Below are 23,224 nucleotides of genomic sequence, written 5' to 3'. Positions count from 1 at the left end.
GTCACCGGCCCGCGAACTGCTTCCGGGTCAGGCCCACCGGGTTGGTGGCCGGCAGCAGGCCCGAGGCGTGGACGGCGCGGGCCAGGGGCTCCAGCAGTGCGGCGAGGCGGGCCGTGCGGTCCGGGCCGAGCGCGGCCCACGGCTGCTCGGCGGCCGCGTCCGTCAGCGTCTCGACGTCCGCGCGCAGGGCCGCCCCGGCCGAGGTCAGCGTGCCGTCCGGCGCGAGCAGGCCGCGCTCGCGCAGCCCGGCCCCGGCCGCCTCCCAGTCCGCCTGCTCCCACTTGCGCGTCTCCCGCAGGAACGGACCGTCGGACTCACCGGAGGCCGCCTTGAGCACCATGGCCTCGACCGGGCCGAGCCCCCGGCTCACCAGCGTCGCGACATGCCCGTCGCCCCGGTGCTCGCGCAGCGTCGTGGCCGCCTGCCACAGGCGGGCGGTGGGCAGCTCCGGGCGCTCCAGCGCCTGGTTCGCCGCGCCCAGCACCCGGCCCGCCGTGTCCGCGGCGGCGGCCGCCTCCCAGGCGAGGTCCGCCGCCTCGGCCAGCTCCGCCGAACCGGCCACGTCCGCCCCGAGCAGCCGGGTCATCGCCGCGTCCATCGCCTCCCAGCGGGCCGCCAGAACGGCCTCCGGGCCGGCGTACTCCCAGGCGTCGGGCAGTGCCCGGCGCACCCGGGCCGGGTGGAAGACGAAGAAACTGCCCGTCACCACGGACGGGGGCACCGCGCCGAGCGGCGCCGCCCGCAGCGCCATGTAGCCCATCCAGTACCCGCGCAGCCCCAGCCCGTCCGCCGCCTGCCGCGCCTCGGGCGCGAAGTACACGAGATCGTGCACCGGTTCGTACCGCTCCCACATCGCCCGCGCCGTCCCGCCCGCCACTGCGTCCTCCCACCACGTCGTGCCTGCTGCCCTGCCGCTGTCCTGCCGTCCCGCTGTCCTGTCGGCACCAGACTGCGCTATGACAGCGGTCATAACAAGCGGTATGGCGAACTCGCCGGTCGGCGGGCCGGCGGGTCACAACGGTTGGGCCGCACGGGGGGTGCTCCGGCGTGTCGATGGGACAGACGGGTGGAGCGGTGACCCGGCTGGGCGGCCTGGATGGTGCGCGGCAACGGCCTGATTGACGGTGGTTCATGTCGAGGCCGGGTCACTTCAGCCGATGACGGATCCGCTGCCCGGCCACGGCGGAAGGACACCGATATGCGTTCTGCCCGCATTCTTCTCGCCACGGCCGCCGCGTCCGCAGCCCTGGCCTTCACCGTGCCCGGTGCCGCGCTCGCGGGGGACGACGGAGGCGGGGACGACTCCTCGTACAGCAGGGAGCAGGACAGCGACTCCGGCAGCGATCATGGCAAGGGTTCCGACAGCGACCACGGCAAAGGCTCCTCCGACAGCGGCCGGGGCAAGGGGTCCGGCGACGAGAGCGACGACTACAGCAGCGGACGCGACGGGGGCGACGACGACTCGCCGCGCGGTGGTGTGCACACCGGCGGCGGTGCCCTCGCCGCGGTGCGCAGCGGGGACTGGACCAGCTCCGGTGAGGACGACAGCAGGTTCGACCCGGAGACCTACAGGGACAACGGGGACGACAGCGGCGGCAAGGACAGTGGCGGCAAGGACAACGGTGGCAAGGACAACGGCGACGAGGACAGCGGGAGCGGGCGCGGCAGGGACGACTCGGAGAGTGACGACGAAGGCAAGCCGCACGGCGGCATGCACACCGGCGGCGGTGCCCTCGCCGAACCGGGCGTCACCGCGGGCGGTCTGGCCGTGCTCGCCGTAGGCGCTGCCGGCATGTACGCGCTGCGCCGCAAGAAGGCCGACGCGCCGGCGTCCTGACCGCCCCCTTCCCGAGGCCGCGGCCACCGCTGGCGCGCATCGTGCCGGCGGCCCGCGCCCCCCGTGTCCCGATCCCTCCGCCCTGATCCGTGTGCCCCGATCCCCGTGCTGCCGCGCCCGAGTGAGGTGGTGTCCGATGGCAGCAGATCCCTCCACGCCGCAGCCCGACCAGCCGGCGGACGGACAGCCCCCCGGCCGCGGCGGGCGGCTGACGCTCTGGGGCGTGGCAATCGTCGTCCTCACCGTCAGCCTGCTCGGCGGCCACCACGGGGCGAACGACCCCAACGACCCGTCCCGGTCCGGCGGCGCGACGGCCGGCACCCACCTGCCGGGCGAGCCGCTGCCCCGGTCCACGCCGACCCGTCTGCGCATCCCGAAGATCGCCGTGGACGCCCCCTTCACCGCGCTCGTCCTCGACGCCTCGGGCCGGCTCCAGCCCCCGCCGGCCGACAACATCAACCTGGTCGGCTGGTACGCCAAGGGTGTCACGCCCGGAGAGAAGGGCACCGCGGTCATCGCCGGGCACGTGGACACGAAGACTTCCGCGGCCGTCTTCGCCGGCCTCGACGAGCTGGAGCCCGGCGACCACTTCAGCGTGGAGCGCGCCGACGGGCAGACGGCGCAATTCGTCGTGGACAGCGCCGAGACCTTCGAGAAGGACGACTTCCCCAGCAAGCGCGTGTACGCCGACGCGACGCGCCCCGAGGCACGGCTCATCACCTGCGCCGGGGACTACGACCACTCGGCCGAGGACTACACCGAGAACCTGGTGGTCTTCGCCCACCTCGTGTGACCGGCCACCGACCGGTACGGGGCGTCGGTGGCCGGTACGGTCAGCCGGCTTCCGCTCCGACCTCCGCTCCGGCCTCGGCCTCGGCGCGCTCCGCGAGCGGGCCGCCCGGCGCGAAGGCCAGCGCGGCGAAGCGCTCGCCGATGCGGCGGTGCGTGGCGGCGTCCGGGTGCAGCCCGTCGGGCAGCGGCAGTTCGGCGACATCGCCCTCGCCGTAGAGGTCGCGGCCGTCGAGCAGGTGGAGACGCGGGTCCTCGGCCGCCCGCTGCCGCACGACGCGGGCCAGTTCCTCGCGGACGACGCGCAGCGTGAGCTTTCCCTGGGCCCGTTCCGTGGGGTCCCCCATGGCCCGGAACCGCAACGTCCCCGAGCTCAGGGCGGACAGATCCGGCGCGCTGGGGCCCGGCGTGTCCTCGTGGATGGGGCACAGGATCGGCGAGATGACGAGCAGCGGGGTGTCGGGATGGCCCTCGCGGACGGTGTCCAGGAAGCCGTGGACGGCGGGCCCGAAGGCACGCAGCCGCATCAGGTCGGTGTTGACCAGGTTGATACCGATCTTGACGCTGATCACGTCGGCGGGCGTGTCACGCAGCGCGCGAGCGGTGAACGGGTCGAGCAGGGCGCTGCCGCTCAGCCCCAGGTTGATCAGTTCCACCCCACCGAGCGAGGCGGCGAGCGCCGGCCACGTGGTCGTGGGGCTCGCGGCGTCGGAGCCGTGGCTGATGGAGCTGCCGTGGTGCAGCCACACCCTGCGTCCCCGGTTCGGTACGGGTTCCACGGGGGCGTCGGTGCGCAGGGCGACCAGCTCGGTCGTCTCGTTGTGGGGCAGCCAGATCTCGACGTCCTTGACCTCGCCGGACAGGCCGGTGAAACGGGCCGTGCCGACCGGGCCGGGCCGGTGCTCGGCGGTGCCGGCGGACATGTCGATCGTCAGGGTGTTGCCGCCGCTCACACACGCACGGTCGGCCCGGCGCCCGTTCACGAGCAGCTCGTACACACCGTCCGGGCGGGGCGGGGCGCCGACGTAGACCCGCTTGGTGGGCCGTGTGTCCAGTTCGACGGCGGTGGCACGGGTGCGGAAGGCCAGTCGTACGCCGGAGGGCTGGGACTCCGCCATGAGCAGTTGCGGGTCGGCGCACTGCGCGCGGGCCCGGGCGGGGAGCCGGTGCGGCAGCAGGCCGTCGCCAGTGCGTTCCACGTCCAGGGCGCCGCGCAGCAGGTCGGCGGTGAGGGGGGTGGTGATCCAGTCGTACGAGGTGGCGGGCATCGGGTGGGCCTGTCGAGAGAGTTGCGAAGGGGGGCAAGAGAAGGGGGGACAAGAAGGGGGGGACAAGAAGGGGCGGGGGACTGGATCAGGGCGTGGGCCAGGTGCGCAGGAGGGTGTCGAGGGCGTCGAGGATCCGGGTCCAGGACTCCTGCGAGTCGGGGGCGCTGTGGCTGAAACCGCCGGCCGTCTCCAGGCTGACGTAGCCGTGGAACACGCTGCCCAGCAGCCGGACGGCATGGGTCTGGTCCGGTTCGCCCAGGTCGTAGCCGCGCAGGATCGCCCGGGTCATCTGCGCGTGCCGGCCGCCGGCGCTCGCGGCGGCGGTCTCGGGGTCCAGGCGGAACCGGGCCGCCTCGTAGCGGCCGGGGTGTTCCCGGGCGTAGTCGCGGTAGACGTTCGCGTAGGCGCTCAGGGCGTCCTTGCCGGCGCGGCCGGCCAGCGCGTCGGCGGCGTGGTCGGCGAGTTCCTCCAGCGCGAGCAGGGCGATCCTCGTCTTGAGGTCGTGCGAGTTCTTCAGGTGCGAGTACAGGCTCGCGACCTTGACGTCGAACCGGCGGGCCAGCGCCGACACGGTCACCTGATCGAAGCCGACCTCGTCGGCCAGCTCCGCGCCCGCACGCACCAGCCGCTCCGTGGTCAGACCTGCGCGCACCATGAACTCCCTCTCGTTCTCCGATAGCGATTATGGGCCTTCCTAAAGGTATTAGGCAAGCGGGGTGATGCTGTAGCCAGGCTTGGTGCGGAGTGAGGACGGGTCGGCCCCGGAGTCGGGTGGGAACACCCACTTTTTTGTGGGTACTTGGCAGCCCCGCCCCGCCGGGAGAGGCTGTTGTGCGAGGTCAGGGGCTGCCCGGCGGGGGAGGGGAGGTGAGGGAGTGAGGGTGTCTCAGGAGGCCGGGCGGGTCTCGGTGAGCAACTCCAGGCGGCGGTGGCCCCAGTCGGACAGGGGACCGAGGGCCGCGGCCAGATCACGGCCGAAGTCGGTCAGCGAGTACTCGGTCTTCGGCGGCAGCACGTCGTACACCGCGCGGTGCACCAAGCCGTCCGACTCCATCTCGCGCAGCGCCTGAGTCAGCACCTTCTCGCTCAGCCCCGGCAGCCGGCGCCGCAGCTCGCCGGGCCGGTGCGGACCCGACTCCAGCAGCCACAGCAGGGACGTCTTCCACTTGCCGTCGATCACGGCGATCGCGGCGGTGACCCCGCACACGTTCGGATCCTGGGCACGGCTGCGCGTCATCTCGGCCTCTCCGGTCCTCTCCACGGCCCGTTCGTCCACGTGCCCGTCCGGCACGTCCCTTTCCTGCAGGTGTCTTACCTGCACGTTCCTTTCCTGCACGTTCCTTTACTCATACGGGAGTTCAGTCATGTCTATTCCATCCGCACCCTCCACAGTCACCGTGCTCGGTCTCGGCCCGATGGGCCGCTCGCTGGCCGGGGCGTTCCTGAAGGCCGGGCTGCGGACCACGGTCTGGAACCGCACGCCGGGCAGGGACGCCGAGCTGATCGGGCAGGGCGCGGCCGGCGCCGTATCCGCCGAGGAGGCCGTCGCCGCGAGCGACCTGATCGTCGTCTGCGTGGTGAACTACGACGCGTCCGACGCCGTCCTGCGGCAGGACGCGGTCACCCGGGCGCTGAAGGGCCGTACCGTCGTCAACCTCACCGCCGACACCCCCGACCGTGCCCGGGACACGGCGGACTGGGCGGTCGCCCACGGCATCCGCTATCTCGACGGCGCGATCATGACACCGGCGCCGAGCATCGGCACGCCCGACGCCGTGTTCCTGCACAGCGGGCCGCGGGACCTCTTCCAGGGGCAGCTGCCGCTGCTGGAGGCCCTGGGCGGCACTCACACCCACCTCGGTGAGGAGATCGGGCGCGCCGCCACCTTCGACATCGCGCTGCTCGACATCTTCTGGACGGCGATGGCGGGCTACGCGCACGCCGTCGCCCTCGCCCGCGCCGAAGGCGTCACCGCCCGGGAACTGGCGCCCTTCGCCCAGGGCATCGGCGCGATCCTGCCGCCGCTGTTCGCGGAGTTCGCCGAGGATGTCGACAGCGGCACCTACTCCGGTGCGATCAACCCCATCACCTCGGCCGTCTCGACCATGGCCCATGTGGTCGCCCACTCCGAGGCCCACGGCATCGACGCGGGCGTGATGCGCGCCGTCGAGGGGATGGCCCGCCGCGTCATCGGCCTCGGCCACGGCACGGACGGCTTCATCCGGGTCGCGGAGGTGCTGGGCCGGCACTGATGCCGGGCTCCACTCCCTGTTCCGAGGGGCGCACGCGGTGGTGGCGGCGGCGAAGGCGGACGTCCGGTCGGTGGCGGATCCATGACTTGTGCGGGTGAAGGCACAATGGAACGCTGCCGTCCGGCGGCCGCGATCACGGCCGGCGACGGCGCTGAGCACCGGTTTTCCGAGGGGCGGACGATCTCCCGACCCCCCGGAGCCGGCCGTGGACCGGAACGGGGAGTGGACCGATGGAGTTGGAGCTTCGGCACCTGCGGGTGCTGTGCGCGATCGCCGAAGCGGGCAGCGTGGGCCGCGCGGCGGCGCAGCTCGGGTACTCGCAGCCCGCCGTGAGCACCCAGCTGCGGCGCATCGAGCGCCACCTGGGCGAGCCGCTCTTCGAGCGGGGCACGAGCGGCGTACGCCCGACCCCGTACGGCGCCGAGGTCGTCGCCCAGGCCCGCGACGTCCTCGCCCGCGCCGACGCCATCGGCCACCGCCCGGCCGCCGCACGCCCGCGCCGCACGCTGCGCGTGGCCGCGACCAACTCGCCCATGCTCTCCGGCACGATGTCCCGCGCCCGCACCCGGCTGCCCGAGCTGTCCGTCACCATGACCAGCGTCTACGCCTCCTCACGGATCGTGGAACTGCTGGAGGAGGGCGCGGCGGACGTGGCCATCGCCGCCGACTACCCGGGCATGGAGCTGCGGCACTCGGCCGCCGTGCGACACCGTGGCATCGTCACCGAGCCGACGTTCGTCGCCCTGCCCGCCCGGCACCGGCTGCGGCAGAGCGCGCAGGTCCAGCTCGCCGACCTCGCCGAGGACGAGTGGTTCCTCACCCCGGACGACGGCGCGGGCTGGCCCGGGGTGTTCTACGACGCCTGCGCGGCCGCCGGATTCACCCCGGTCGCCGTGCACGAGTTCCTCGGCGACCAGACCCAGCTGCAGAGCATGATCGCGGACGGCCTCGGTGTTTCCGTCGTCCAGCCGACGCTCCGCCCGATCCCGCACGTCGTGGTCAAGCCGCTGGTCGGCTCGCCGCTGTGGTGCCGGTACGTACTGGCCTGGCGGCCTGAGACGGTCACCGACGACGTCGTGGAGGCACTGTTCCAGTCGGCCACCGCCGCCTACCGCGATCTCGTCGCCCAGGCACCGCACTTGAGGACGTGGGTCTCGCGCACCTGGAGCATCACCGGGGCCTGACGCAGGGCCTGGCGGAGGCCTTACGGGGAGTCAGACGGGTGCCTTACGGAGGCCTGACGGACCGCCACCGGCGCATGCGGACAGTGATGTTATGGCCACGTGGTGCCATGTGCTATGTCACACGCCATTGTTGGCCGTGGGTGAGCGCTGAGACAGTCCCCCTACGCCTCACACCCCACAGAGGCGCATACCTTCCTGGAGGACTCCAGATGCGCTATCGCCTCGCGCTGCCCAGAAGTCTGGCCGGCGCCGCCGCCGTCTGCGTCACCGTGGCCGGCCTGCTGTCGACACCGGCATCGGCATCGGCCAGGCCCCAGGCCGGCACGGCCGCCACCGCACCCGGCAGGCACACCCCCGCGCCCCCGCCCACCGGCCCGACCACCGATGCCACCGAGCATCCCGCGACCCAGGCGCACCGGCTCAGCCCCGCCCAACTCCCGCCCCAGATACCGACTTTCACGCACGGCAGGGCATCCGCGCCGCACACCGTCGGGAAGGCCGCCTCCTGCACCCCGGCCGACTTCGGCAGCCGTACCGGATCCGCGCTCGTCTCGTACGTGACGGCCTCCTCCACGGACTGCGTGAACACCCTCTTCTCGGTCACCGGCCAGGACGCGCACGCCGTCTTCCGCCAGGCACAGATGCTCACCGTGGCCAACGCCTTCACCCGCACGGCGGCGCGGTACCAGGGCGACAATGCGGCCGGCCTCCTCCAACTGGTGTTGTTCCTGCGCGCCGGCTACTACGTCCAGTTCAACCACCCCGGGGACGTGGGCCCGTACACCTCCCGGCTCACCACCGCCACCACGAGTGGCCTGGACGCCTTCTTCGCCCGCTCGCACTCCCGGGACGTCACGGCCGCCAACGGCGACATCCTCGGAGAGACCGTCATCCTCACCGACAGCGCCGACCAGCAGGGCCGTTACCTGTACGTCTACCGGCGGCTGCTGGGCGACTACGACAGCTCCTACGACGCGATCGACAGCATGGTCAGGGCCGTCAACGACGTCTACACCCCGCTGTGGCGCGGCAACTGGAACCCTGCGTACGTGCGGGCGGTCGAAGCCGACCCGCGCATCATCGACACCCTGTACGACTTCGCGCTCGCCAACACCGACCAGCTCGGCACCAGCCTGGCCTTCCTGGACTCCAACGCCGGGATGAACGTGGCCCGTTACGTCGAGCATCCCGAACTGCGGGATGTCGCCGCGCCGTTGGCGAAGGACCTGCTGGACCGGACCGCGATCACCGGACCCACGGCCGGACTGTGGGTCGCCGTGGCCACGCAGGCGAACTACTACGACAGCGCCGACTGCGCGTACTACGACGTCTGCGACCTGCCGGCCAAACTCACCAGGGCCGTCCTGCCGATCACCCGGCACTGCGACGCCAACGTCACCATCCGCGCCCAGTCCCTGACCCCCGCCGACCTCGACGCCGCCTGCGCGAGCGTGCTGAACCAGAGCGCCTACTTCCGCGGCGTGGTCGGCGCCGACAGCGCGATACCCGGCCAGTACGTGTCCACGATCCAGCTCGTGGTCTTCGCCGGCCGCACCGACTACCAGACCTACGCCGGACCGATCTACGGCATCAGCACCGACAACGGCGGCATGACGCTGAACGGCAACCCGTCCGACCCGGCCAACCAGGTCACGTCGATCATGTATCAGAAGAACTACGACGACGGCTTCGTGGCCCGGATCTGGAACCTCAACCACGAGTACACGCACTTCCTCGACGGCCGCGACGACATGAAGGGCGACTTCGGGCAGCAGATCTCGGTGCCCGACGTGTGGTGGATCGAGGGAATCGCCGAGTACGTCTCCTACAGCTACCGGGGCCTGGCCGACGACCAGGCGGTCCAGGAGGCGGCCAAGCACACGTACCGGCTCAGCACCCTGTTCGAGAACACCTACGACAACAGCGACGTCACCCGCACCTACCCCTGGGGTTACCTCGCGGTGCGCTACATGATCGAGAAGCACCCCGACGACGTCGGGCGCATGCTCGCCCGCTTCCGTGTCGGTGACTACGCCGGCGGTTACGCCGTCTACCACGACGGCATCGGCACCCGCTACGACGCCGACTTCGACCAGTGGCTCACGGCGTGTGCCGCAGGCGCCTGCGCCAGGCCCGCCGCGGCCTGACCGAACGCGGGCGAACGCAACGCGGGCGAACGCAGCGGCCGCCGACCGGAACCCGGTCGGCGGCCGCACGTGTCACGCGGGCCCCCGGCGTCAGACCGCCGTCGCCGGGTAGGTCGGGTACTCCACGCCCGAGACGTGCTGGACGACCCGGACGACCTGGCAGGAGTAGCCGAACTCGTTGTCGTACCAGAGGTAGAGGATCGCGTTGTCGCCGTCGACCTTCAGGGCGCCGGCGTCCACGATCGAGGCGTGGCGCGAGCCGATGAAGTCGCTGGAGACCGCGTCGGGCGCCGTGATGAAGTCGATCTGGCGCTTGAGCGGCGAGGTCAGCGACACCTCGCGCAGGTAGTCGTGGACCTCCTCGCGGGTGGTCTCACGGGCCAGCTGGAGGTTGAGGATCGCGATCGACACGTCCGGCACCGGGACGCGGATCGAGCTGCCGCTGATCTTCGCCTTGAGGTCGGGCAGGGCCTTGGCGACGGCGGAGGCCGCACCGGTCTCGGTGATCACCATGTTGAGCGGCGCGGAGCGGCCACGGCGCTCGGACTTGTGGTAGTTGTCCAGCAGGTTCTGGTCGTTGGTGAACGAGTGGACGGTCTCCACGTGGCCGCGCAGCACGCCGTACTCGTCGTCCATCGCCTTCAGCGGCGGGACGATCGCGTTGGTGGTGCAGGAGGCGCAGGACAGGATCTGCTCGTCCGGCTTGATGGTGTCGTGGTTGACGCCGTGCACGATGTTGGGGACGTCGCCCTTGCCCGGGGCGGTCAGGACGACCTTGTCGATACCGGGGCGCAGGTGCTTGGACAGGCCTTCGCGGTCGCGCCACTTGCCGGTGTTGTCGATGAGGATGGCGTCCCGGATGCCGTACTCGGTGTAGTCCACGGACGTCGGGTCGTCCGCGTAGATCACCTTGATCGCGTTGCCGTTGGCAATGATCGTGTTGGTGTCCTCGTCCACGGTGATCGTGCCGTTGAACTGGCCGTGGATGGAGTCGCGGCGCAGCAGCGAGGCGCGCTTGACGATGTCCTGGTCGCCGCCGCCGCGCACGACGATGGCGCGCAGCCGCAGGCCGTTGCCGGAGCCGGCCTTCTCGACCAGGAGCCGGGCGACGAGGCGGCCGATGCGGCCGAAGCCGTAGAGGACGACGTCGCGGGGCTCGCGGCGCTCGATCTTGTTGGCACCGGTGGCACCGGCGACGGCCTCGGCGGTGAACTGCTCCACGCTCAGGCCGCGGTCGTCGGCCTTGTAGGTGGCGGCGAGCATGCCGAGGTCGATCTGGGAGGGCCCGAGGTCCAGGGTGGTGAGGGCCTGAAGGAACGGCATGGTCTCGGTGACCGACAGCTCCTCGCCGGCGATCTGCCGGGCGAAGCGGTGCGTCTTCAGGATGCTGACCACCGACTTGTTCACCAGGGAGCGGCTGTGCAGCAGGACGGTCACGTCCCGCTCGCGGTGCAGCTTCCCGATGAGCGGGATCATCGACTCCGCGATTTCCTCGCGGTGCATCCAGTTGGTGAACGAGTCGTCGTTGACAGTCACAGATCTATCTTTCGAGCTAGGCAGCGCTCATATGGTAACCACACCCTACGTTGATCTCTTCGGAGGGCTGTAAGGGGGGTGGGGGCATCCCGTCTTGTCCCGTTTTGCGGGGCAGGTTGGTTGATGGTGCGTCAGGTAGGGGCTTTTCCTGAATCCGGTTGTCCCCGTTCCTGAATCAGGGTGGAAGACCGTAAGAAACCCGGGTCGCGCTTGGTCCGGCCGTGTCGGCCTGCCCAAGGTCTGAGCGTGAGCACGTCTTCCGTACCCCGGCCCGAGTCGGCCACCCCCTCCCGTTTCCCCCTCCGCCCCGCGCTGTCCCGCGTCCGCCGGGGCCACACACCGCACGGCGCCCCACTCGCACTCGCGCTGTTCGCGGCCGTGCGGCTGGCCGGTGTCCTCGCCGTGATGGTGGCCAGCCACCTCGGCGGACATCCGCTGACCCGGAGCCTGGCCCACTCCTGGGACTCGCGCTGGTATCTGCACATCGCCACGCACGGCTACGGCCGGCTCATCTGGATCAGTCAGGCCGGCGCGGTGCAGACCGACTGGGCGTTCTTCCCGCTCTATCCCGGTCTCGTCCGCGCCCTCACGACCGTCCTCCCCTTCGTCACGCCCGGCCAGGCCGGCATCCTCATCGCCTGGAGCGCCGCGATCGTGGCGGCGTACGGCATCTACGTCATCGGCCACCACCTGTACGGCCGCGCCACCGCCACCGCCCTGGTCGCCCTGTGGGCCGTCCTGCCGCACGCCGTCGAGCTGACCATCGCCTACACCGAGTCCCTGTTCGCCGCCCTGGCCGCCTGGTCCCTGTACTGCGTGCTCAAGCGGCGCTGGGTGTGGGCCGGTTCGCTGGCCGCGCTGGCGGGCCTGGCCCGGCCGACCGGTTTCGCCGTCGCGGTCGCCGTCGGGGTCGCCGCCGCGCACGAGGTGCTGCGCCGGCGCGGCCGGGTGCCGGCGGGGCTGTGGGTGGGCGCGCTCGTCGCCCCGCTGGGCTGGCTCGGCTATGTGCTGTGGGTGGGCTGGCGGACCGGTGACCTGCTCGGCGGCTACTTCAAGGTGCAGAGCGCCTGGGACTCGCGCTTCGACTTCGGTGCGGGCGCCGTGCGGTTCCTGGGGGCGCTGTTCCGGTACGGCGGCGGCTTCGTGTACCCGATGGCGCTGCTGGTCGTCGTACTCGGACTGGTGCTGTTCGGGCTGCTCTGCCTGGACCGCGCCCCGCTGGCCCTGGTGGTCTTCGCCGGGGTCCTGGTGCTGCTCGTGGTCGGCGGCTCCGGCTCCTTCTCGTCCAAGCCGCGCTTCCTGCTCCCGGCCTTCCCCCTGCTCATCCCGCCAGCCCGAGCCCTGGTCCGCACCTGGCGGGTCCGGCCCGCGCATGCGCTGCTCGTCGGCGGCGCCCTGGCCGTCGTGTCCGTGCTGTACGGGGCGTATGTGACGGTGGTGGCCCACTCGCCGCTGTGACGTCAGTTCAATTAAAAGATCCACCCGGATCGTGGTGAGACCGAAGTTCTGCACGAGAGAGGCGTGTCGATGAAGCTGCACACCCGAGAGTGGGGGACCGGAGACCGCGTCGCCGTCCTGGTGCACGGGATCATGTCCGACCACAGGACCTGGCGGCGGGTCGCGCCGGCCCTCGCGGACCAGGGGTATCGCGTCGTCGCGGTGGACTTGCGCGGACACGGTGCGAGCGGCCGGGGGGAGTACGGCGCCGAGGTCTGGGCCGACGACCTGGTGGAGACCCTGCCCAAGGGGCCCGAGCTGGCGATCGGGCACTCGCTCGGCGCCATGGCGCTGTCCCTGGCCGTCGATCGGCTGGCGCCGGCCCGGGCCGTCTACTGCGACCCCGCCTGGGAACTGCGGGCGGACGCCGACCTGGTCGCCCGCACCTTCATCGACGCCAAGCACGCGCCCCGCTCGGCGATCGCGGGCTTCAACCCGTGCTGGGAACAGGCCGACGTGGACATCGAGTTGGCCACCCTCGCCGCCTGGGATCCCGCGACGGCCCAGGCCCTGCCCGACATCTACGCCGTCAGCCGCACACCGGCGCGAGCGAAGGTGCCCTCCCTGGTGCTGCGGGCCGACCCCAGTACCCTCGTCCCGCCGGACATGGCGGGCGAGTTGACCCGGCGGGGCTTCGAGGTGCGCACGGTTCCGGGGGTCGGACACACCCTGTACCGGAACGACTTCGAGGGTTTCATGGCGGCGCTGGACGGATGGACCTGACCGGCACTCCCTCCCCGTGTCGCCGTGGCGCGTGATCTTCACTCGGGGGAGGGATCACCGGAAAAGGTAAAATCATGGCGTTTGCCCCAGAGGGTCACGCCGAACCGGAAGTGATCGATGCCCCGCAAGCGCTCCACGGACGACGGCGACGAGCTGCTGACCAGACTCGGATCGCTCACCGCCCAGGCACGCGAGCGCGCGGAGCTGCAGCGCAGCCAGGTCGAGCTGGCCATCGCGCTGCAACGCGGCATGCTGCCCCGGGACCTGCCCAGCCTGCCCGGTCTCCGTCTGGCGGTGCGGTACGCGCCGGCCTGCTACGGCCTCAACGTCGGCGGTGACTGGTACGACGCCTTCGCGCTGCCCGACGGCCGGATCGGGCTGTGCATCGGCGACGTGCAGGGCCACAACATCGAGGCCGCCGCCTTCATGGGCCAGGTCCGGGCCGGACTGCGCGCCCTGGCCACCGTCACCAGTGAGCCTGGTGAACTCCTCGCCCGGACGAACGACCTGCTGTTGTCCCTGGGCAGCGAGCTGTTCGCCACCTGCACGTTCCTGCGGCTCGACCCGGCCACGGGGGTACTGGAGAGCGCGCGGGCCGGACACATCCCCTTCGTCTGGGCCACGGCGGACGGCAAGTCCGGCATCGTCGACGACGAGGGAGGGCCGCCGCTCGGCATCCAGGCGGGCATGGAGTACGCGGTGACCCGGCACCGGCTCACCACGGGCGGCGTGTTCGTCCTGCTCACCGACGGCGTGGTGGAGGGCCCCTCGATGAGCGTCGACGAGGGCCTCGACCAGGTGGTGCGGCTCGCGGGCATCGCCGCCGTCGCGGGTCTGGAGGCCCACGCGCTGGCGGCGGCCGTGATCAAGGGTGCCGAGAACGTGGGCCACGAGGACGACGCCGCCGTCCTCGTCGTGGGCCACGACGAGCCGGACGCCCAGCCGTAGCGGCCGGGCGGGTGGCCGGCGTCCGGACCGCGGGTTCAGCCATAGAGCGGGAGCGGACCCGCTCTCGCCTCGCCGCCGGGGAGCCACCGGTGTGAGATGGCTGCTGTGGTGGGTGTCCAGGGTCTGCGTCGGCCGGGTGGCTATGTCCTCCGCGTCCTGGCCGTCACCGCCTGCTACTTCGCGGCGGGGCGGCTCGGACTCATGCGCAGCCTCGTCGTCGAGGGCGCCGTGGTCACCCCCATCTGGCCGCCGAGCGGCGTCGCCGTCGCCGCCCTGCTGATCCTCGGACTCGGCTGCTGGCCCGGCATCACGCTCGGCGCGTTGTTCATCATCCTGTCCATCACCCTCACCCCCGGCCCCGACGTGCTCGGGTTCATGGCCGGCAACACGCTCGCCCCCGTGTGCGCGGCGGTGCTGCTGCGCAGGGCCCGTTTCCACACCGACCTCAGGCGCCTGCGCGACGGCCTCGCCCTGGTGTTCCTGGGCGCGCTGGGCGCCATGCTGATCAGCACGACCGTCGGCGTCGGTCTTCTCGTCCTCACCGGCAAGATGCCCGCGCACAGCTTCTGGCCGATCTGGCTGGCCTGGTGGGTGGGCGACGCGATGGGCGTCCTGCTCGTCACCCCGTTCCTGCTCCTGCTGTACACGGCACGCCGGGCGCCGCCCCTGACGCGCTGGAAGGAGGCCGCCGCGCTCGCCGTGGCCGCCGGTGGCGTCATCCCGCTGGCCATCTACAGCTCGCTCAGCCTGGCGTTCCTCGTCTACCCGCTCATCATCTGGGCCGCGCTGCGCTTCGAGCTGGTGGGCAGCATGCTCTGCGCGCTGGTGACGTCCGTGCTGGCCACCGTCGCCGCCACGGACGGCGCCGGAGCCTTCCACGGGCTGACCCGAATAGAGGTCATGGCGAAACTTCAGGCCTTCAACGGCACGATGGCACTGACCGCGCTGCTGCTGTCCGCGGTGATCATCGAACAGCGCAACACCCGGCGCTCGGTCGAGAAGGCCTGCCAGGAACTGGTCGAGGTCCTCGAACATCTCACCGCGGGCGAGACCCCGCCGCCCCGGCCGCCGCCCCGGCCGCCGTCGGGTGCCGAGGCCGGGCCGGGGCCCGGGGGCGTCCCGGGGCCTGAGGGCACACCGTGGCCCTTCGACCAACCCCGACCCCGTACCGATGACCAACCGGGGACCGGCGACCAGTCCGGTCCGGAGGCCAGCCCGGGTCCGACGTAGGCCACACCGCCGCACCCCCAGGCGGATTGCTTAATCCTGGTTGAACAGTCCAGACTGATAAATCTATCGTTACTAGCCATGGGAACGGACCGCATCATCGAAGACGGCACCCCTTCCGCCGGGCCCCCGACGCAGGACACCGCGCCGCTCGCGGCCGCCCTGCGGCTGGCGATGGGCCGGATCGTGCGCCGGCTGCGCCAGGCACACGCGGTGGGAGACCTCAGCCTCTCCGGCGTCTCGGTGCTGAACCGGCTGGCCGCCGGCGGACCGGACTCGCCGGGTTCGCTCGCCGAACTGGAGCGGGTGCGGCCACAGGCGATGGCCACCACCCTCGCCGCCCTCGAACAGCGCGGGCTGGTCAGCCGTGCCCCCGACACGGCCGACGGACGACGGGCCATCGTGTCGGTCACCGACGAGGGCCGGGCCGTGCTGGAGGAGCGCCGCTCCGAATCCGTCGCCCGGCTCGTCCACGCCCTCGACGAGTTCACCCCGCGGGAGCGCGAGGCACTGCGTGCCGCGCTGCCTCTCCTCGACCGACTGGCGGAACGGCTGTGAGCGGACCGACGCCCGACCGGGCGGGCACCCCGTCCACAGGCGGAACACCCGTCATGGGCGGAACACAGGCCACGAGCGGAACACACGTCACGGGTGGAGCGCGCGCGTGGCTGGTCGCCCGCTCCGCCCGGCACCGCGACACGCCACCGGGCCCCGGCTACAAGTGGGTGGCGCTGTCCAACACCACGCTCGGCGTGCTGATCGCTACGATGGACGCCTCCATCGTGATCATCTCCCTGCCGGCGATCTTCCGGGGCATCGGCCTGGACCCCCTCGCGGCGGGCAACATCGGCTATCTGCTGTGGATGATCCTCGGCTATCTGCTGGTCTCGGCCGTGCTGGTCGTCGTCCTCGGCCGACTCGGGGACATGTTCGGCCGGGTCCGCATCTACAACCTCGGCTTCCTGGTCTTCGCCTGCGCCTCGGTCGCGCTGTCCCTCGACCCGTTCCGGGCCGGCGCGGGCGCCCTCTGGCTGATCCTCTGGCGGGTGGTGCAGGCCTTCGGCGGCTCCATGCTCACCGCCAACTCGGCCGCCATCCTCACCGACGCCTTCCCGGCCCGGCAGCGGGGCATGGCGCTCGGCGTCAACCAGATCACCGCGCTCGCCGGGCAGTTCCTCGGTCTGCTCGCCGGCGGTCTGCTGGCCGCCGTCCACTGGCGGGCGGTGTTCTGGGTGAGCGTCCCGATCAGTGTCATCGGCACCGTCTGGTCGTATCTGAGCCTGCGGGAGACCGCCGCCGGCGGACGCGGCCGAGTCGACTGGCTCGGCAACATCACCTTCGCCACCGGCGCCGGCATCCTGCTCGCCGGGATCACCTACGGCATCCAGCCCTACGGCGGCCACCCCACCGGCTGGACCAACCCGTGGGTGCTGACCGGCCTGATCGGCGGCGTGCTCCTCCTGGTGGCGTTCTGTGTGGTGGAGACCCGGGTCGCCGAGCCGATGTTCCGGCTGTCGCTGTTCCGGGTGCGGGCCTTCGCCGCGGGCAACCTGGCCGCCCTGCTCACCGCGATCGCCCGGGGCGGGCTGCAGTTCATGCTGATCATCTGGCTGCAGGGCATCTGGCTGCCGCTGCACGGCTACGACTTCGAGGACACCCCGCTGTGGGCCGGCATCTTCATGCTGCCGCTGACCCTCGGCTTCCTGATCGCCGGGCCCGTCTCCGGCTATCTGTCCGACCGGTTCGGCGCCCGGCTGTTCTCCACGACCGGCCTGCTCGTGGTCGCCGGTTCCTTCCTCGGCCTGCTCGCCCTGCCGGTGAACTTCGACTACGGCGCCTTCGCCGCGCTGCTCCTGCTCAACGGGCTCGGTCAGGGCATGTTCTCCGCGCCCAACACCTCGTCCGTGATGGGCAGCGTGCCGGCCCGGTACCGGGGCGTGGCCTCCGGGATGCGCTCCACCTTCCAGAACTCGGGCACGGCCCTGTCCATCGGCGTCTTCTTCTCCCTGATGGTGTCCGGACTCGCCGCCTCGCTGCCGTCGACGCTCAGCGACGGACTCCAGGCGCACGGCGTGCCGGCCGGGACCGCCCACGAGGCGGCCGCGCTCCCGCCGGTCAGCACCCTCTTCGCGACGTTCCTGGGCGACAACCCTATTGGGCATCTGCTCGGCGCGAGCGGCACCCTCGACCATCTGACCGCGGGGCAGCGTGCCACCCTGACCGGGCACGCCTTCTTCCCCGAGCTGGTCTCCGGGCCGTTCCACGACGGGCTGTCCGTCGTCTTCGGTGTCGCCGCCGCCATGGCCCTGGTGGCCGCGCTGGCCTCCGCCCTGCGGGGCGGCCACGAGCGCGGCGACGAGGCACCGCCGAAGGACGGCCCGGACCACGCCACGGCCGGGCGTCCGGAGCAGCGCACGGCGCCCTCCTCCTGAGGGAAGGACGCCGCACGCGGCCCGGGTCACCGGGGGTACGACTTATCGGGCGTGCGACGTCAGCGGGCGTACGACGTCAGCGGGCAATGGTCCGAGAGGTTCGTGTCCAGGTCCTCGCGCGGGTCGCTGGGTACCGGTAGCGGGCGATGGAGTTCTCCTGGGTGTCGAAGGAGTACGGGTGCCCGGTGCGCGCGTCGGCCCCGACCAGGCCGGCGTCGGCGAGCATCGAGGCGTACTCGGGGCTGCGCGAGTCACCGGCGACCAGCACTTCCTCGTCCGTCGGGATGTTCTTGGCGTCCAGGAAGGCGTCGATGGCCTTGAACTGCCGACTGCGCATCGCCGCCGCCTCGCCCGCGCCGCACCCGGGGTCCGTGGACTGCGCGTGCGTGCCGGGGAAACGCTGGACTCCGGAGGCCGGGCCCCTGGCCGGCCGGACAGGTCGGCCGGTCAGGGGGCTGCGGGGCGGCCGGCGGGCGGGGCCGCGGCCGCCTAGCGCCAGAAGCCGTAGCCGTCCGTGCCGAGGTCCGGCTCGGGCTGGCAGGTGCGACACAGCTCGTGGGTCCCGTCACGGGTCACCACGGTTCCCCAGCCCAGACAGTGGTCGCAGTCACGGGCGAGCCTCAGGTCGGGGTGGGGATTGGAGAAGGGGCTGTGCTGGGCTCCGTAGGCCATGTGGTGGGGGGTCCTAGGAATCGCGGCGAGATCGCAGGAAATGCGGCGGTTCGGTGCCCTTAATTATGTCTGATTTGTTCCTTATGTCTAGAGTCGGTGTCACTGAGTGCCAGGCTCAGCCGCCCAGGTTCCCCAGCCGGGCGTCCCGCCACAGGTCGACGCCGCCGTCGGTGGCGTACTTGTCGATCTCGGCCAGCTCCTCGGCGCTGAAGTCGAGGTTCTCGAGTGCCGCCACGTTCTGCTCCAGCTGCTCGACGCGGGAGGCGCCGAGGACCAGCGAGGTGACCCGCTCGTCGCGCAGGGCCCAGGCCAGCGCCATCTGGGCCAGCGACTGCCCGCGCCGGGCCGCGATGTCGTTCAGGGCGCGCAGCCGGCCCCGCATGTCCTCGGTGAGCCAGGCCGCGTCGAGCGAGGTGCCCCGCGCCGCCCGCGAGTCCTCGGGGATGCCGTCGAGATAGCGGCCGGTCAGCAGGCCCTGGGCCAGCGCGGTGAAGCCGATGACGCCGAAGCCCTCCTCCTCGGCCGTGTCCAGCAGGCCGTCCGTCTCGATCCAGCGGTTGAGCATGCTGTACGACGGCTGGTGGATCAGCAGCGGGGTGCCCAGCTCGCGCAGGATGGCGGCCGCCTGCCGGGTGCGCTCGGCGTCGTAGGACGAGATGCCGACGTACAGGGCCTTGCCCTGGCGGACGGCCGTGTCGAGCGCGCCCATCGTCTCCTCCAGCGGCGTGGTCGCGTCCAGCCGGTGGGAGTAGAAGATGTCGACGTAGTCCACGCCCATCCGGCGCAGCGACTGGTCCAGCGAGGCCAGCACGTACTTCCGGGAGCCGCCGCCCTGCCCGTAGGGGCCCGGCCACATGTCCCAGCCCGCCTTGGTGGAGATCACCAGCTCGTCGCGGTACGGCGCGAGGTCCTGCTTCAGCAGCCGGCCGAAGTTGATCTCGGCCGAGCCGTACGGCGGGCCGTAGTTGTTGGCCAGGTCGTGGTGGGTGATGCCGAGGTCGAAGGCGCGCAGCGCGATCGCGCGCTGGGTCTCGAAGGGGCGGTCGTCGCCGAAGTTGTGCCAGTAGCCCAGGGACAGGACGGGCAGGTCCAGCCCCGAGCGGCCGGTGCGCCGGTAACGCATGGTGCCGTTGTAGCGCTCAGGGTCCGCGACGTGGTTCATCGGGTCTTTCTCCGGGTGCGGTAGATGTCGCCCCTCCGTGTGCGGACGGGGCCCATCCACCCTGCGCCCGCGCGCCGCCCAAGTCCAACCGCCGTCCCGGATGGGATTGTGCGGTTCTGTTTCTGAATCGGCCGAGCGGGCAGTCGCCGAGCGGGCAGTCGGTGACCGGTGAGCGCGTGGAAAGGGAGGCGCTCGCGAGCGGTGCGTCGGACGGACGACAGCGGGGCCGACATCGGCCCGGGGTCCCGCAAGCCTGGCGCGGCTGCCACGCCAGGTGCGCGAGGAGCTGACCGACCGGCTCCGCCAGGGCCGGCGCGCCTTCGGCAAGGACGACGTCCAGGTCGTCGAGCCCCGCTGCTCCGGCGTGCCGTCGGCGCCTCCGCGCTCGGCAACTGCATGGAGTGGTTCGACTTCGGGGTGTACAGCTACCTCGCCGCCACCGGCGACGACCTGATGCCCGCGTACTACCTGATGCTGGCGGGCGCCATCGGCCTGCTGACCGGTCAGGTTCCTTCCCGAGAGCGCGCAGGTGCCGCTCAAGGGCTCGCAGCCGATGGTCGGTTCGCGCGAGGAGCGGCGTGAACTGATCACCGTCTCGAAGGAGCTGTACACGCTCGCGCGGGAGCAGGAGCGGGCATTCCGGCAGGTGCCGCACCACGGCTGAGCCGCGGCTGAGCAGGCCGGGCGGCTGTCGCGGGGGCGGGTGGAGCCGGGTGAGGGGGTGCCACCGGGGCCAGAGCCAGTCGTTCGATCCTACGAATTTCACGCGGACCGGGTTACCGGCATGCCTCTACATTTGATAGGAAACTTTCCTACCAGTGCAACGCATGCCCAACTCCCCACCCCCCGCCTCGATTTGGAGTTCACGTGGTGCACGCAGACCGCGACACAGCAGGACCCGCCACCGTCTCCCGCCGGACCGTCGTCGCCGTGCTCGGCGCCGTCGCCACCGGCGCGCTGCTCGGAACCCAGCGCGCCCTCGCGACACCGCTGGCCGCGCCGGGCCTCGACGACCCGGCGAAGAAGGAGATCGCCATGAAACTGGTCTCGAGCGCGGAGAACTCCTCGCTCGACTGGAAGGCCCAGTACAAGTACATCGAGGACATCGGCGACGGACGCGGCTACACCGCCGGCATCATCGGCTTCTGCTCCGGCACCGGCGACATGCTCGACCTCGTCCAGCTCTACGCCGACCGCAAGCCCGGCAACGTCCTCGCCAAGTACCTGCCGGCCCTGCGCCGGGTCAACGGCACCGACTCGCACGACGGACTGGACCCCAACTACCCCAGGGACTGGCGCAAGGCCGCCCAGGACACCGCCTTCCAGCAGGCGCAGAACGACGAGCGCGACCGCGTCTACTTCAACCCGGCGGTCGCCCAGGGCAAGGCGGACGGCCTGCGCGCGCTGGGCCAGTTCGCCTACTACGACGCCCTCGTCATGCACGGCGACGGCGACGACCCCACCAGCTTCCGCAACATCCGCAAGCGGGCCCTGCGCACCGCCAAGCCGCCGGCCCAGGGCGGCAACGAGACGACGTACCTCAACGCGTTCCTCGACGCCCGGGTGTGGGCCATGAAGCAGGAGGAGGCCCACAGCGACACCAGCAGGGTCGACACCGAACAGCGGGTCTTCCTGCGCAAGGGCAACCTCGACCTGAACACCCCGCTGGACTGGAAGGTGTACGGCGACAGCTACCACATCGGCTGAGCAGCCCCACCCAGACGGCCCCGATCTCCTTCTGCGGGTGGCGCCACCACCGCGTCCAAATGGTCCAGTGCACTGGCCCATGACAGGCGCGAGCCCGCGGTGGCGCCTACCGTCGCCAGGGAGCGACAGCTCGAGCGATGCAGACGGAGACAGGGCCGCAGGGAGGCGGAACATGGCGGAACCCCAGCCAGGGGCTCGCGGTGTCAAAAGACGGCTCAGCCGCACCGCAGTGGCCGGCGTGATCGCGGTGGGGTTCGCCTTCGCGAGCTGCCCACCCTCCGCCACCGCGAGTTCACCGCCGGACCGGCCGCACCTGTGCGCGACGCAGCCCGCTCCCCCGACCGGCAGTGCGACCACCCCGCCGCCGATCACTTCGGGCAGCGGCGTCTGGAGCTTCGTCTCCGAGCCGGCCCTTCACCCCCAGCGGGTCACAGTGACCGCGCACAAGCCCGGGACGGCCCCCGGCAAGATCTTCGTCGGCCCCTACGCCATCGGCACCGCGGTGTTCGGCCAGACGGGGGCGCTCATCTCCGACGACTCCGGAGATCCGGTCTGGTTCCGTCCTCTGCCCTCCCCCGACCTCCAGAACGCGGACTTCAAGGTTCAGACCTACCACAACCGGCGGACCGGAAAGGCGCAGCCGGTGCTGACGTGGTGGCAGGGATCCATCGCCATTCCGCCCACATACACGAACCTGCCGGGCGGCGCACCCGAGCCGGGTGGGTGCTACTACATCTATGACGATCACTACCGCCTGCTCAAGACGGTCTTCGCGCATCACGGCTTCTCTCCGGACGAGCACGAGTTCCTGCTGACCCGCAGGGGGACCGCACTGTTCATCGCGTCCAAGCCGGTCCCCATGGATCTCACCCGCTACGGGGGCCCGAAGGACGGGGCCATCCTGGACAGCGAGATCCAGGAAGTCGACCTGGAAACGGGAAAGCTCGTCTTCTCATGGGACCTGCTGGATCACCTGGACCCCGCCGATTCCGAGGTGCCGGCCTCCGACGCGGCGGCGTCAGGCGGGGTATGGGACGCCTACCACCTGAACTCGCTCGACGAGGGACCGAGAGGGGAGCTGTTGATCTCGGTCCGGAACTTCTGGGCGATCTACGAAATCTCCAAGAAGACCGGAAAGGCCCGCTGGCAACTCGGTGGCAAGAACAGCGACTTCACCTTCGGCCCCGACGCGGACTTCTACTGGCAGCACGACGCACGGTACGGGCCGGACAACAAGATCAGCCTGTTCGACGACGGCTGCTGCAACCAGCCGGACGGCACACCGGAACAGGAGTCCCACGGCCTGGTCCTGGACCTGGACTTCGACCACCGCCGCGCGACCGCCGTGCGGACCTACTACCACCAGCCGGCGCTCTTCTCGGCGTCCCAAGGGAACACCCAGGCCCTGGCCAACGGCGACAAGTTCGTCGGATGGGGCCAGAGCTCGTACTACTCGGAATACGCCAACGCGGGTAACACGAAAGGCAACGGCTCGGAGAACCTGCTGTACGACGCGAAGATGCCGGGCTCCAACATCTCGTACCGGGCCTTCCGCAACACGTGGGTCGGCAAGCCCTACTATCCGCCGAGCGCAGCGGCGAAGACCGACAACGGGAACAGCGTCGTCTACGCCTCCTGGAACGGTTCGACGCAGACCAGAGCGTGGCGGGTGCTCGCAGGACCGGACCCCGATTCCCTGTCGGTGGTCGTGCGGCACGCCGAACGAACCGGGTTCGAGACGGCGGTCCGGACGGCCCACCGAGGACCGTACTTCCAGGTCGAGGCGTTGGACGACGAGGGCCACGTCCTCAAGTCCTCCGACGTCGTGACCCTGTCCCGCTGA

Annotated in this window: 20 protein-coding genes and 2 pseudogenes; 14 read left to right on the top strand and 8 right to left on the bottom strand. The window is 71.3% G+C overall.

What is annotated here, in order from left to right:
• Nucleotide 1: 1 nt before the first annotated feature.
• A complete protein-coding gene (locus ABZ865_RS33135) occupies nt 2-970 on the bottom strand; it encodes a hypothetical protein (protein ID WP_361238688.1) in 969 nt (322 codons plus the stop codon).
• Nucleotides 971-1,198: 228 nt separating this feature from the next.
• Here ABZ865_RS33135 and ABZ865_RS33130 point away from each other — a divergent pair, with 228 nt between their 5' ends.
• Nucleotides 1,199-1,837 (top strand): hypothetical protein, encoded by a 639-nt coding sequence (locus ABZ865_RS33130; protein ID WP_361238685.1) that lies wholly within the window; start codon nt 1,199-1,201, stop codon nt 1,835-1,837.
• Nucleotides 1,838-1,973: 136 nt separating this feature from the next.
• Complete coding sequence (locus tag ABZ865_RS33125) at nt 1,974-2,630, top strand: class F sortase (RefSeq protein WP_361238682.1); 657 nt, start codon at nt 1,974-1,976, stop codon at nt 2,628-2,630.
• A 40-nt stretch (nt 2,631-2,670) separates the two neighbouring features.
• On the opposite strand, the gene ABZ865_RS33120 is transcribed toward ABZ865_RS33125, so the two are convergent.
• From ABZ865_RS33120 to ABZ865_RS33110, 3 genes are all read right to left on the bottom strand, one after another.
• Nucleotides 2,671-3,894 carry a GDSL-type esterase/lipase family protein gene (locus ABZ865_RS33120; RefSeq protein WP_361238679.1) on the bottom strand — a complete coding sequence of 408 codons (1,224 nt, stop codon included), beginning with the start codon at nt 3,892-3,894 and terminating at the stop codon, nt 2,671-2,673.
• 85 nt (nt 3,895-3,979) lie between these two features.
• Nucleotides 3,980-4,549 (bottom strand): TetR/AcrR family transcriptional regulator, encoded by a 570-nt coding sequence (locus ABZ865_RS33115; RefSeq protein WP_361238676.1) that lies wholly within the window; start codon nt 4,547-4,549, stop codon nt 3,980-3,982.
• 231 nt (nt 4,550-4,780) lie between these two features.
• Nucleotides 4,781-5,131 carry a helix-turn-helix domain-containing protein gene (locus tag ABZ865_RS33110; RefSeq protein WP_361238851.1) on the bottom strand — a complete coding sequence of 117 codons (351 nt, stop codon included), beginning with the start codon at nt 5,129-5,131 and terminating at the stop codon, nt 4,781-4,783.
• Between the two features lie 127 nt (nt 5,132-5,258).
• Between ABZ865_RS33110 and ABZ865_RS33105 the strand changes: the two genes are divergently transcribed.
• The 3 genes from ABZ865_RS33105 (at nt 5,259) to ABZ865_RS33095 (ending at nt 9,477) form a co-directional block, all read left to right on the top strand.
• Complete coding sequence (locus ABZ865_RS33105) at nt 5,259-6,146, top strand: NAD(P)-binding domain-containing protein (protein WP_361238673.1); 888 nt, start codon at nt 5,259-5,261, stop codon at nt 6,144-6,146.
• 230 nt (nt 6,147-6,376) lie between these two features.
• The gene (locus ABZ865_RS33100; RefSeq protein WP_361238670.1) at nt 6,377-7,330 is read left to right on the top strand and encodes a LysR family transcriptional regulator; all 954 of its coding nucleotides are present in this window, start codon (nt 6,377-6,379) and stop codon (nt 7,328-7,330) included.
• Nucleotides 7,331-7,539: 209 nt separating this feature from the next.
• Entirely contained in the window at nt 7,540-9,477 is a 1,938-nt protein-coding gene (locus tag ABZ865_RS33095; RefSeq protein ID WP_361238668.1) for a collagenase, read from the top strand.
• Between the two features lie 90 nt (nt 9,478-9,567).
• Here ABZ865_RS33095 and ABZ865_RS33090 read toward each other — a convergent pair whose 3' ends face one another.
• Nucleotides 9,568-11,013 carry a glyceraldehyde-3-phosphate dehydrogenase gene (locus ABZ865_RS33090; protein ID WP_361238665.1) on the bottom strand — a complete coding sequence of 482 codons (1,446 nt, stop codon included), beginning with the start codon at nt 11,011-11,013 and terminating at the stop codon, nt 9,568-9,570.
• A gap of 246 nt (nt 11,014-11,259) precedes the next feature.
• On the opposite strand from ABZ865_RS33090, the gene ABZ865_RS33085 reads away from it, so the two are divergent.
• The 6 genes from ABZ865_RS33085 to ABZ865_RS33060 all read left to right on the top strand — a co-directional run bounded on the left by ABZ865_RS33085 (nt 11,260) and on the right by ABZ865_RS33060 (nt 17,840).
• The gene (locus tag ABZ865_RS33085; protein ID WP_361238662.1) at nt 11,260-12,471 is read left to right on the top strand and encodes a hypothetical protein; all 1,212 of its coding nucleotides are present in this window, start codon (nt 11,260-11,262) and stop codon (nt 12,469-12,471) included.
• A 69-nt stretch (nt 12,472-12,540) separates the two neighbouring features.
• Nucleotides 12,541-13,233, top strand: coding sequence for an alpha/beta hydrolase (locus ABZ865_RS33080; RefSeq protein WP_361238659.1), 693 nt, complete (start codon nt 12,541-12,543; stop codon nt 13,231-13,233).
• Between the two features lie 117 nt (nt 13,234-13,350).
• Nucleotides 13,351-14,181 (top strand): PP2C family protein-serine/threonine phosphatase, encoded by an 831-nt coding sequence (locus ABZ865_RS33075; RefSeq protein WP_361238656.1) that lies wholly within the window; start codon nt 13,351-13,353, stop codon nt 14,179-14,181.
• Nucleotides 14,182-14,277: 96 nt separating this feature from the next.
• On the top strand, nt 14,278-15,411 hold the full coding sequence (locus tag ABZ865_RS33070) for an MASE1 domain-containing protein (RefSeq protein WP_361238653.1): 1,134 nt from the start codon (nt 14,278-14,280) through the stop codon (nt 15,409-15,411).
• Between the two features lie 78 nt (nt 15,412-15,489).
• The gene (locus tag ABZ865_RS33065) at nt 15,490-15,966 is read left to right on the top strand and encodes a MarR family transcriptional regulator (RefSeq protein WP_361238650.1); all 477 of its coding nucleotides are present in this window, start codon (nt 15,490-15,492) and stop codon (nt 15,964-15,966) included.
• 53 nt (nt 15,967-16,019) lie between these two features.
• Entirely contained in the window at nt 16,020-17,840 is a 1,821-nt protein-coding gene (locus ABZ865_RS33060) for an MFS transporter (protein ID WP_361238647.1), read from the top strand.
• A 104-nt stretch (nt 17,841-17,944) separates the two neighbouring features.
• Here the strand turns inward: ABZ865_RS33060 and ABZ865_RS33055 are convergent.
• The 3 genes and pseudogenes from ABZ865_RS33055 to mgrA form a co-directional block, all read right to left on the bottom strand.
• A pseudogene (locus tag ABZ865_RS33055) lies at nt 17,945-18,231 on the bottom strand (sphingomyelin phosphodiesterase); the annotation flags it as partial.
• A 98-nt stretch (nt 18,232-18,329) separates the two neighbouring features.
• A complete protein-coding gene (locus ABZ865_RS33050; RefSeq protein WP_361238644.1) occupies nt 18,330-18,512 on the bottom strand; it encodes a hypothetical protein in 183 nt (60 codons plus the stop codon).
• Nucleotides 18,513-18,627: 115 nt separating this feature from the next.
• Entirely contained in the window at nt 18,628-19,674 is a 1,047-nt protein-coding gene (mgrA, locus tag ABZ865_RS33045; protein WP_361238641.1) for an L-glyceraldehyde 3-phosphate reductase, read from the bottom strand.
• A 253-nt stretch (nt 19,675-19,927) separates the two neighbouring features.
• On the opposite strand from mgrA, the pseudogene ABZ865_RS33040 reads away from it, so the two are divergent.
• The 3 genes and pseudogenes from ABZ865_RS33040 to ABZ865_RS33030 all read left to right on the top strand — a co-directional run.
• Nucleotides 19,928-20,115: pseudogene (locus ABZ865_RS33040) on the top strand (MFS transporter); the annotation flags it as partial.
• A gap of 426 nt (nt 20,116-20,541) precedes the next feature.
• The gene (locus ABZ865_RS33035) at nt 20,542-21,381 is read left to right on the top strand and encodes a chitosanase (RefSeq protein ID WP_361238638.1); all 840 of its coding nucleotides are present in this window, start codon (nt 20,542-20,544) and stop codon (nt 21,379-21,381) included.
• Between the two features lie 172 nt (nt 21,382-21,553).
• Nucleotides 21,554-23,224, top strand: a complete 1,671-nt coding sequence (locus ABZ865_RS33030) for an arylsulfotransferase family protein (protein WP_361238635.1) — start codon at nt 21,554-21,556, stop codon at nt 23,222-23,224.

This window comes from Streptomyces sp. NPDC047085, from assembly GCF_040643735.1.
Taxonomy (GTDB): domain Bacteria; phylum Actinomycetota; class Actinomycetes; order Streptomycetales; family Streptomycetaceae; genus Streptomyces.
This window is presented reverse-complemented; position numbering and strand designations above follow the sequence as displayed.

Excerpts from the sequence above, each read along its gene's own strand:
- ABZ865_RS33105 (WP_361238673.1), top strand. The coding sequence starts at position 5,259 with ATGTCTATTCCATCCGCACCCTCCACAGTCACCGTGCTCGGTCTCGGC.
- ABZ865_RS33115 (WP_361238676.1), bottom strand. The coding sequence starts at position 4,549 with ATGGTGCGCGCAGGTCTGACCACGGAGCGGCTGGTGCGTGCGGGCGCG.
- ABZ865_RS33110 (WP_361238851.1), bottom strand. The coding sequence starts at position 5,131 with ATGACGCGCAGCCGTGCCCAGGATCCGAACGTGTGCGGGGTCACCGCC.
- ABZ865_RS33065 (WP_361238650.1), top strand. The coding sequence starts at position 15,490 with ATGGGAACGGACCGCATCATCGAAGACGGCACCCCTTCCGCCGGGCCC.
- ABZ865_RS33135 (WP_361238688.1), bottom strand. The coding sequence starts at position 970 with ATGACCGCTGTCATAGCGCAGTCTGGTGCCGACAGGACAGCGGGACGG.
- mgrA (WP_361238641.1), bottom strand. The coding sequence starts at position 19,674 with ATGAACCACGTCGCGGACCCTGAGCGCTACAACGGCACCATGCGTTAC.
- ABZ865_RS33125 (WP_361238682.1), top strand. The coding sequence starts at position 1,974 with ATGGCAGCAGATCCCTCCACGCCGCAGCCCGACCAGCCGGCGGACGGA.
- ABZ865_RS33095 (WP_361238668.1), top strand. The coding sequence starts at position 7,540 with ATGCGCTATCGCCTCGCGCTGCCCAGAAGTCTGGCCGGCGCCGCCGCC.
- ABZ865_RS33100 (WP_361238670.1), top strand. The coding sequence starts at position 6,377 with ATGGAGTTGGAGCTTCGGCACCTGCGGGTGCTGTGCGCGATCGCCGAA.
- ABZ865_RS33070 (WP_361238653.1), top strand. The coding sequence starts at position 14,278 with ATGGCTGCTGTGGTGGGTGTCCAGGGTCTGCGTCGGCCGGGTGGCTAT.
- ABZ865_RS33075 (WP_361238656.1), top strand. The coding sequence starts at position 13,351 with ATGCCCCGCAAGCGCTCCACGGACGACGGCGACGAGCTGCTGACCAGA.
- ABZ865_RS33060 (WP_361238647.1), top strand. The coding sequence starts at position 16,020 with ATGGGCGGAACACAGGCCACGAGCGGAACACACGTCACGGGTGGAGCG.
- ABZ865_RS33130 (WP_361238685.1), top strand. The coding sequence starts at position 1,199 with ATGCGTTCTGCCCGCATTCTTCTCGCCACGGCCGCCGCGTCCGCAGCC.
- ABZ865_RS33080 (WP_361238659.1), top strand. The coding sequence starts at position 12,541 with ATGAAGCTGCACACCCGAGAGTGGGGGACCGGAGACCGCGTCGCCGTC.
- ABZ865_RS33120 (WP_361238679.1), bottom strand. The coding sequence starts at position 3,894 with ATGCCCGCCACCTCGTACGACTGGATCACCACCCCCCTCACCGCCGAC.
- ABZ865_RS33050 (WP_361238644.1), bottom strand. The coding sequence starts at position 18,512 with ATGGCCTACGGAGCCCAGCACAGCCCCTTCTCCAATCCCCACCCCGAC.
- ABZ865_RS33030 (WP_361238635.1), top strand. The coding sequence starts at position 21,554 with ATGGCGGAACCCCAGCCAGGGGCTCGCGGTGTCAAAAGACGGCTCAGC.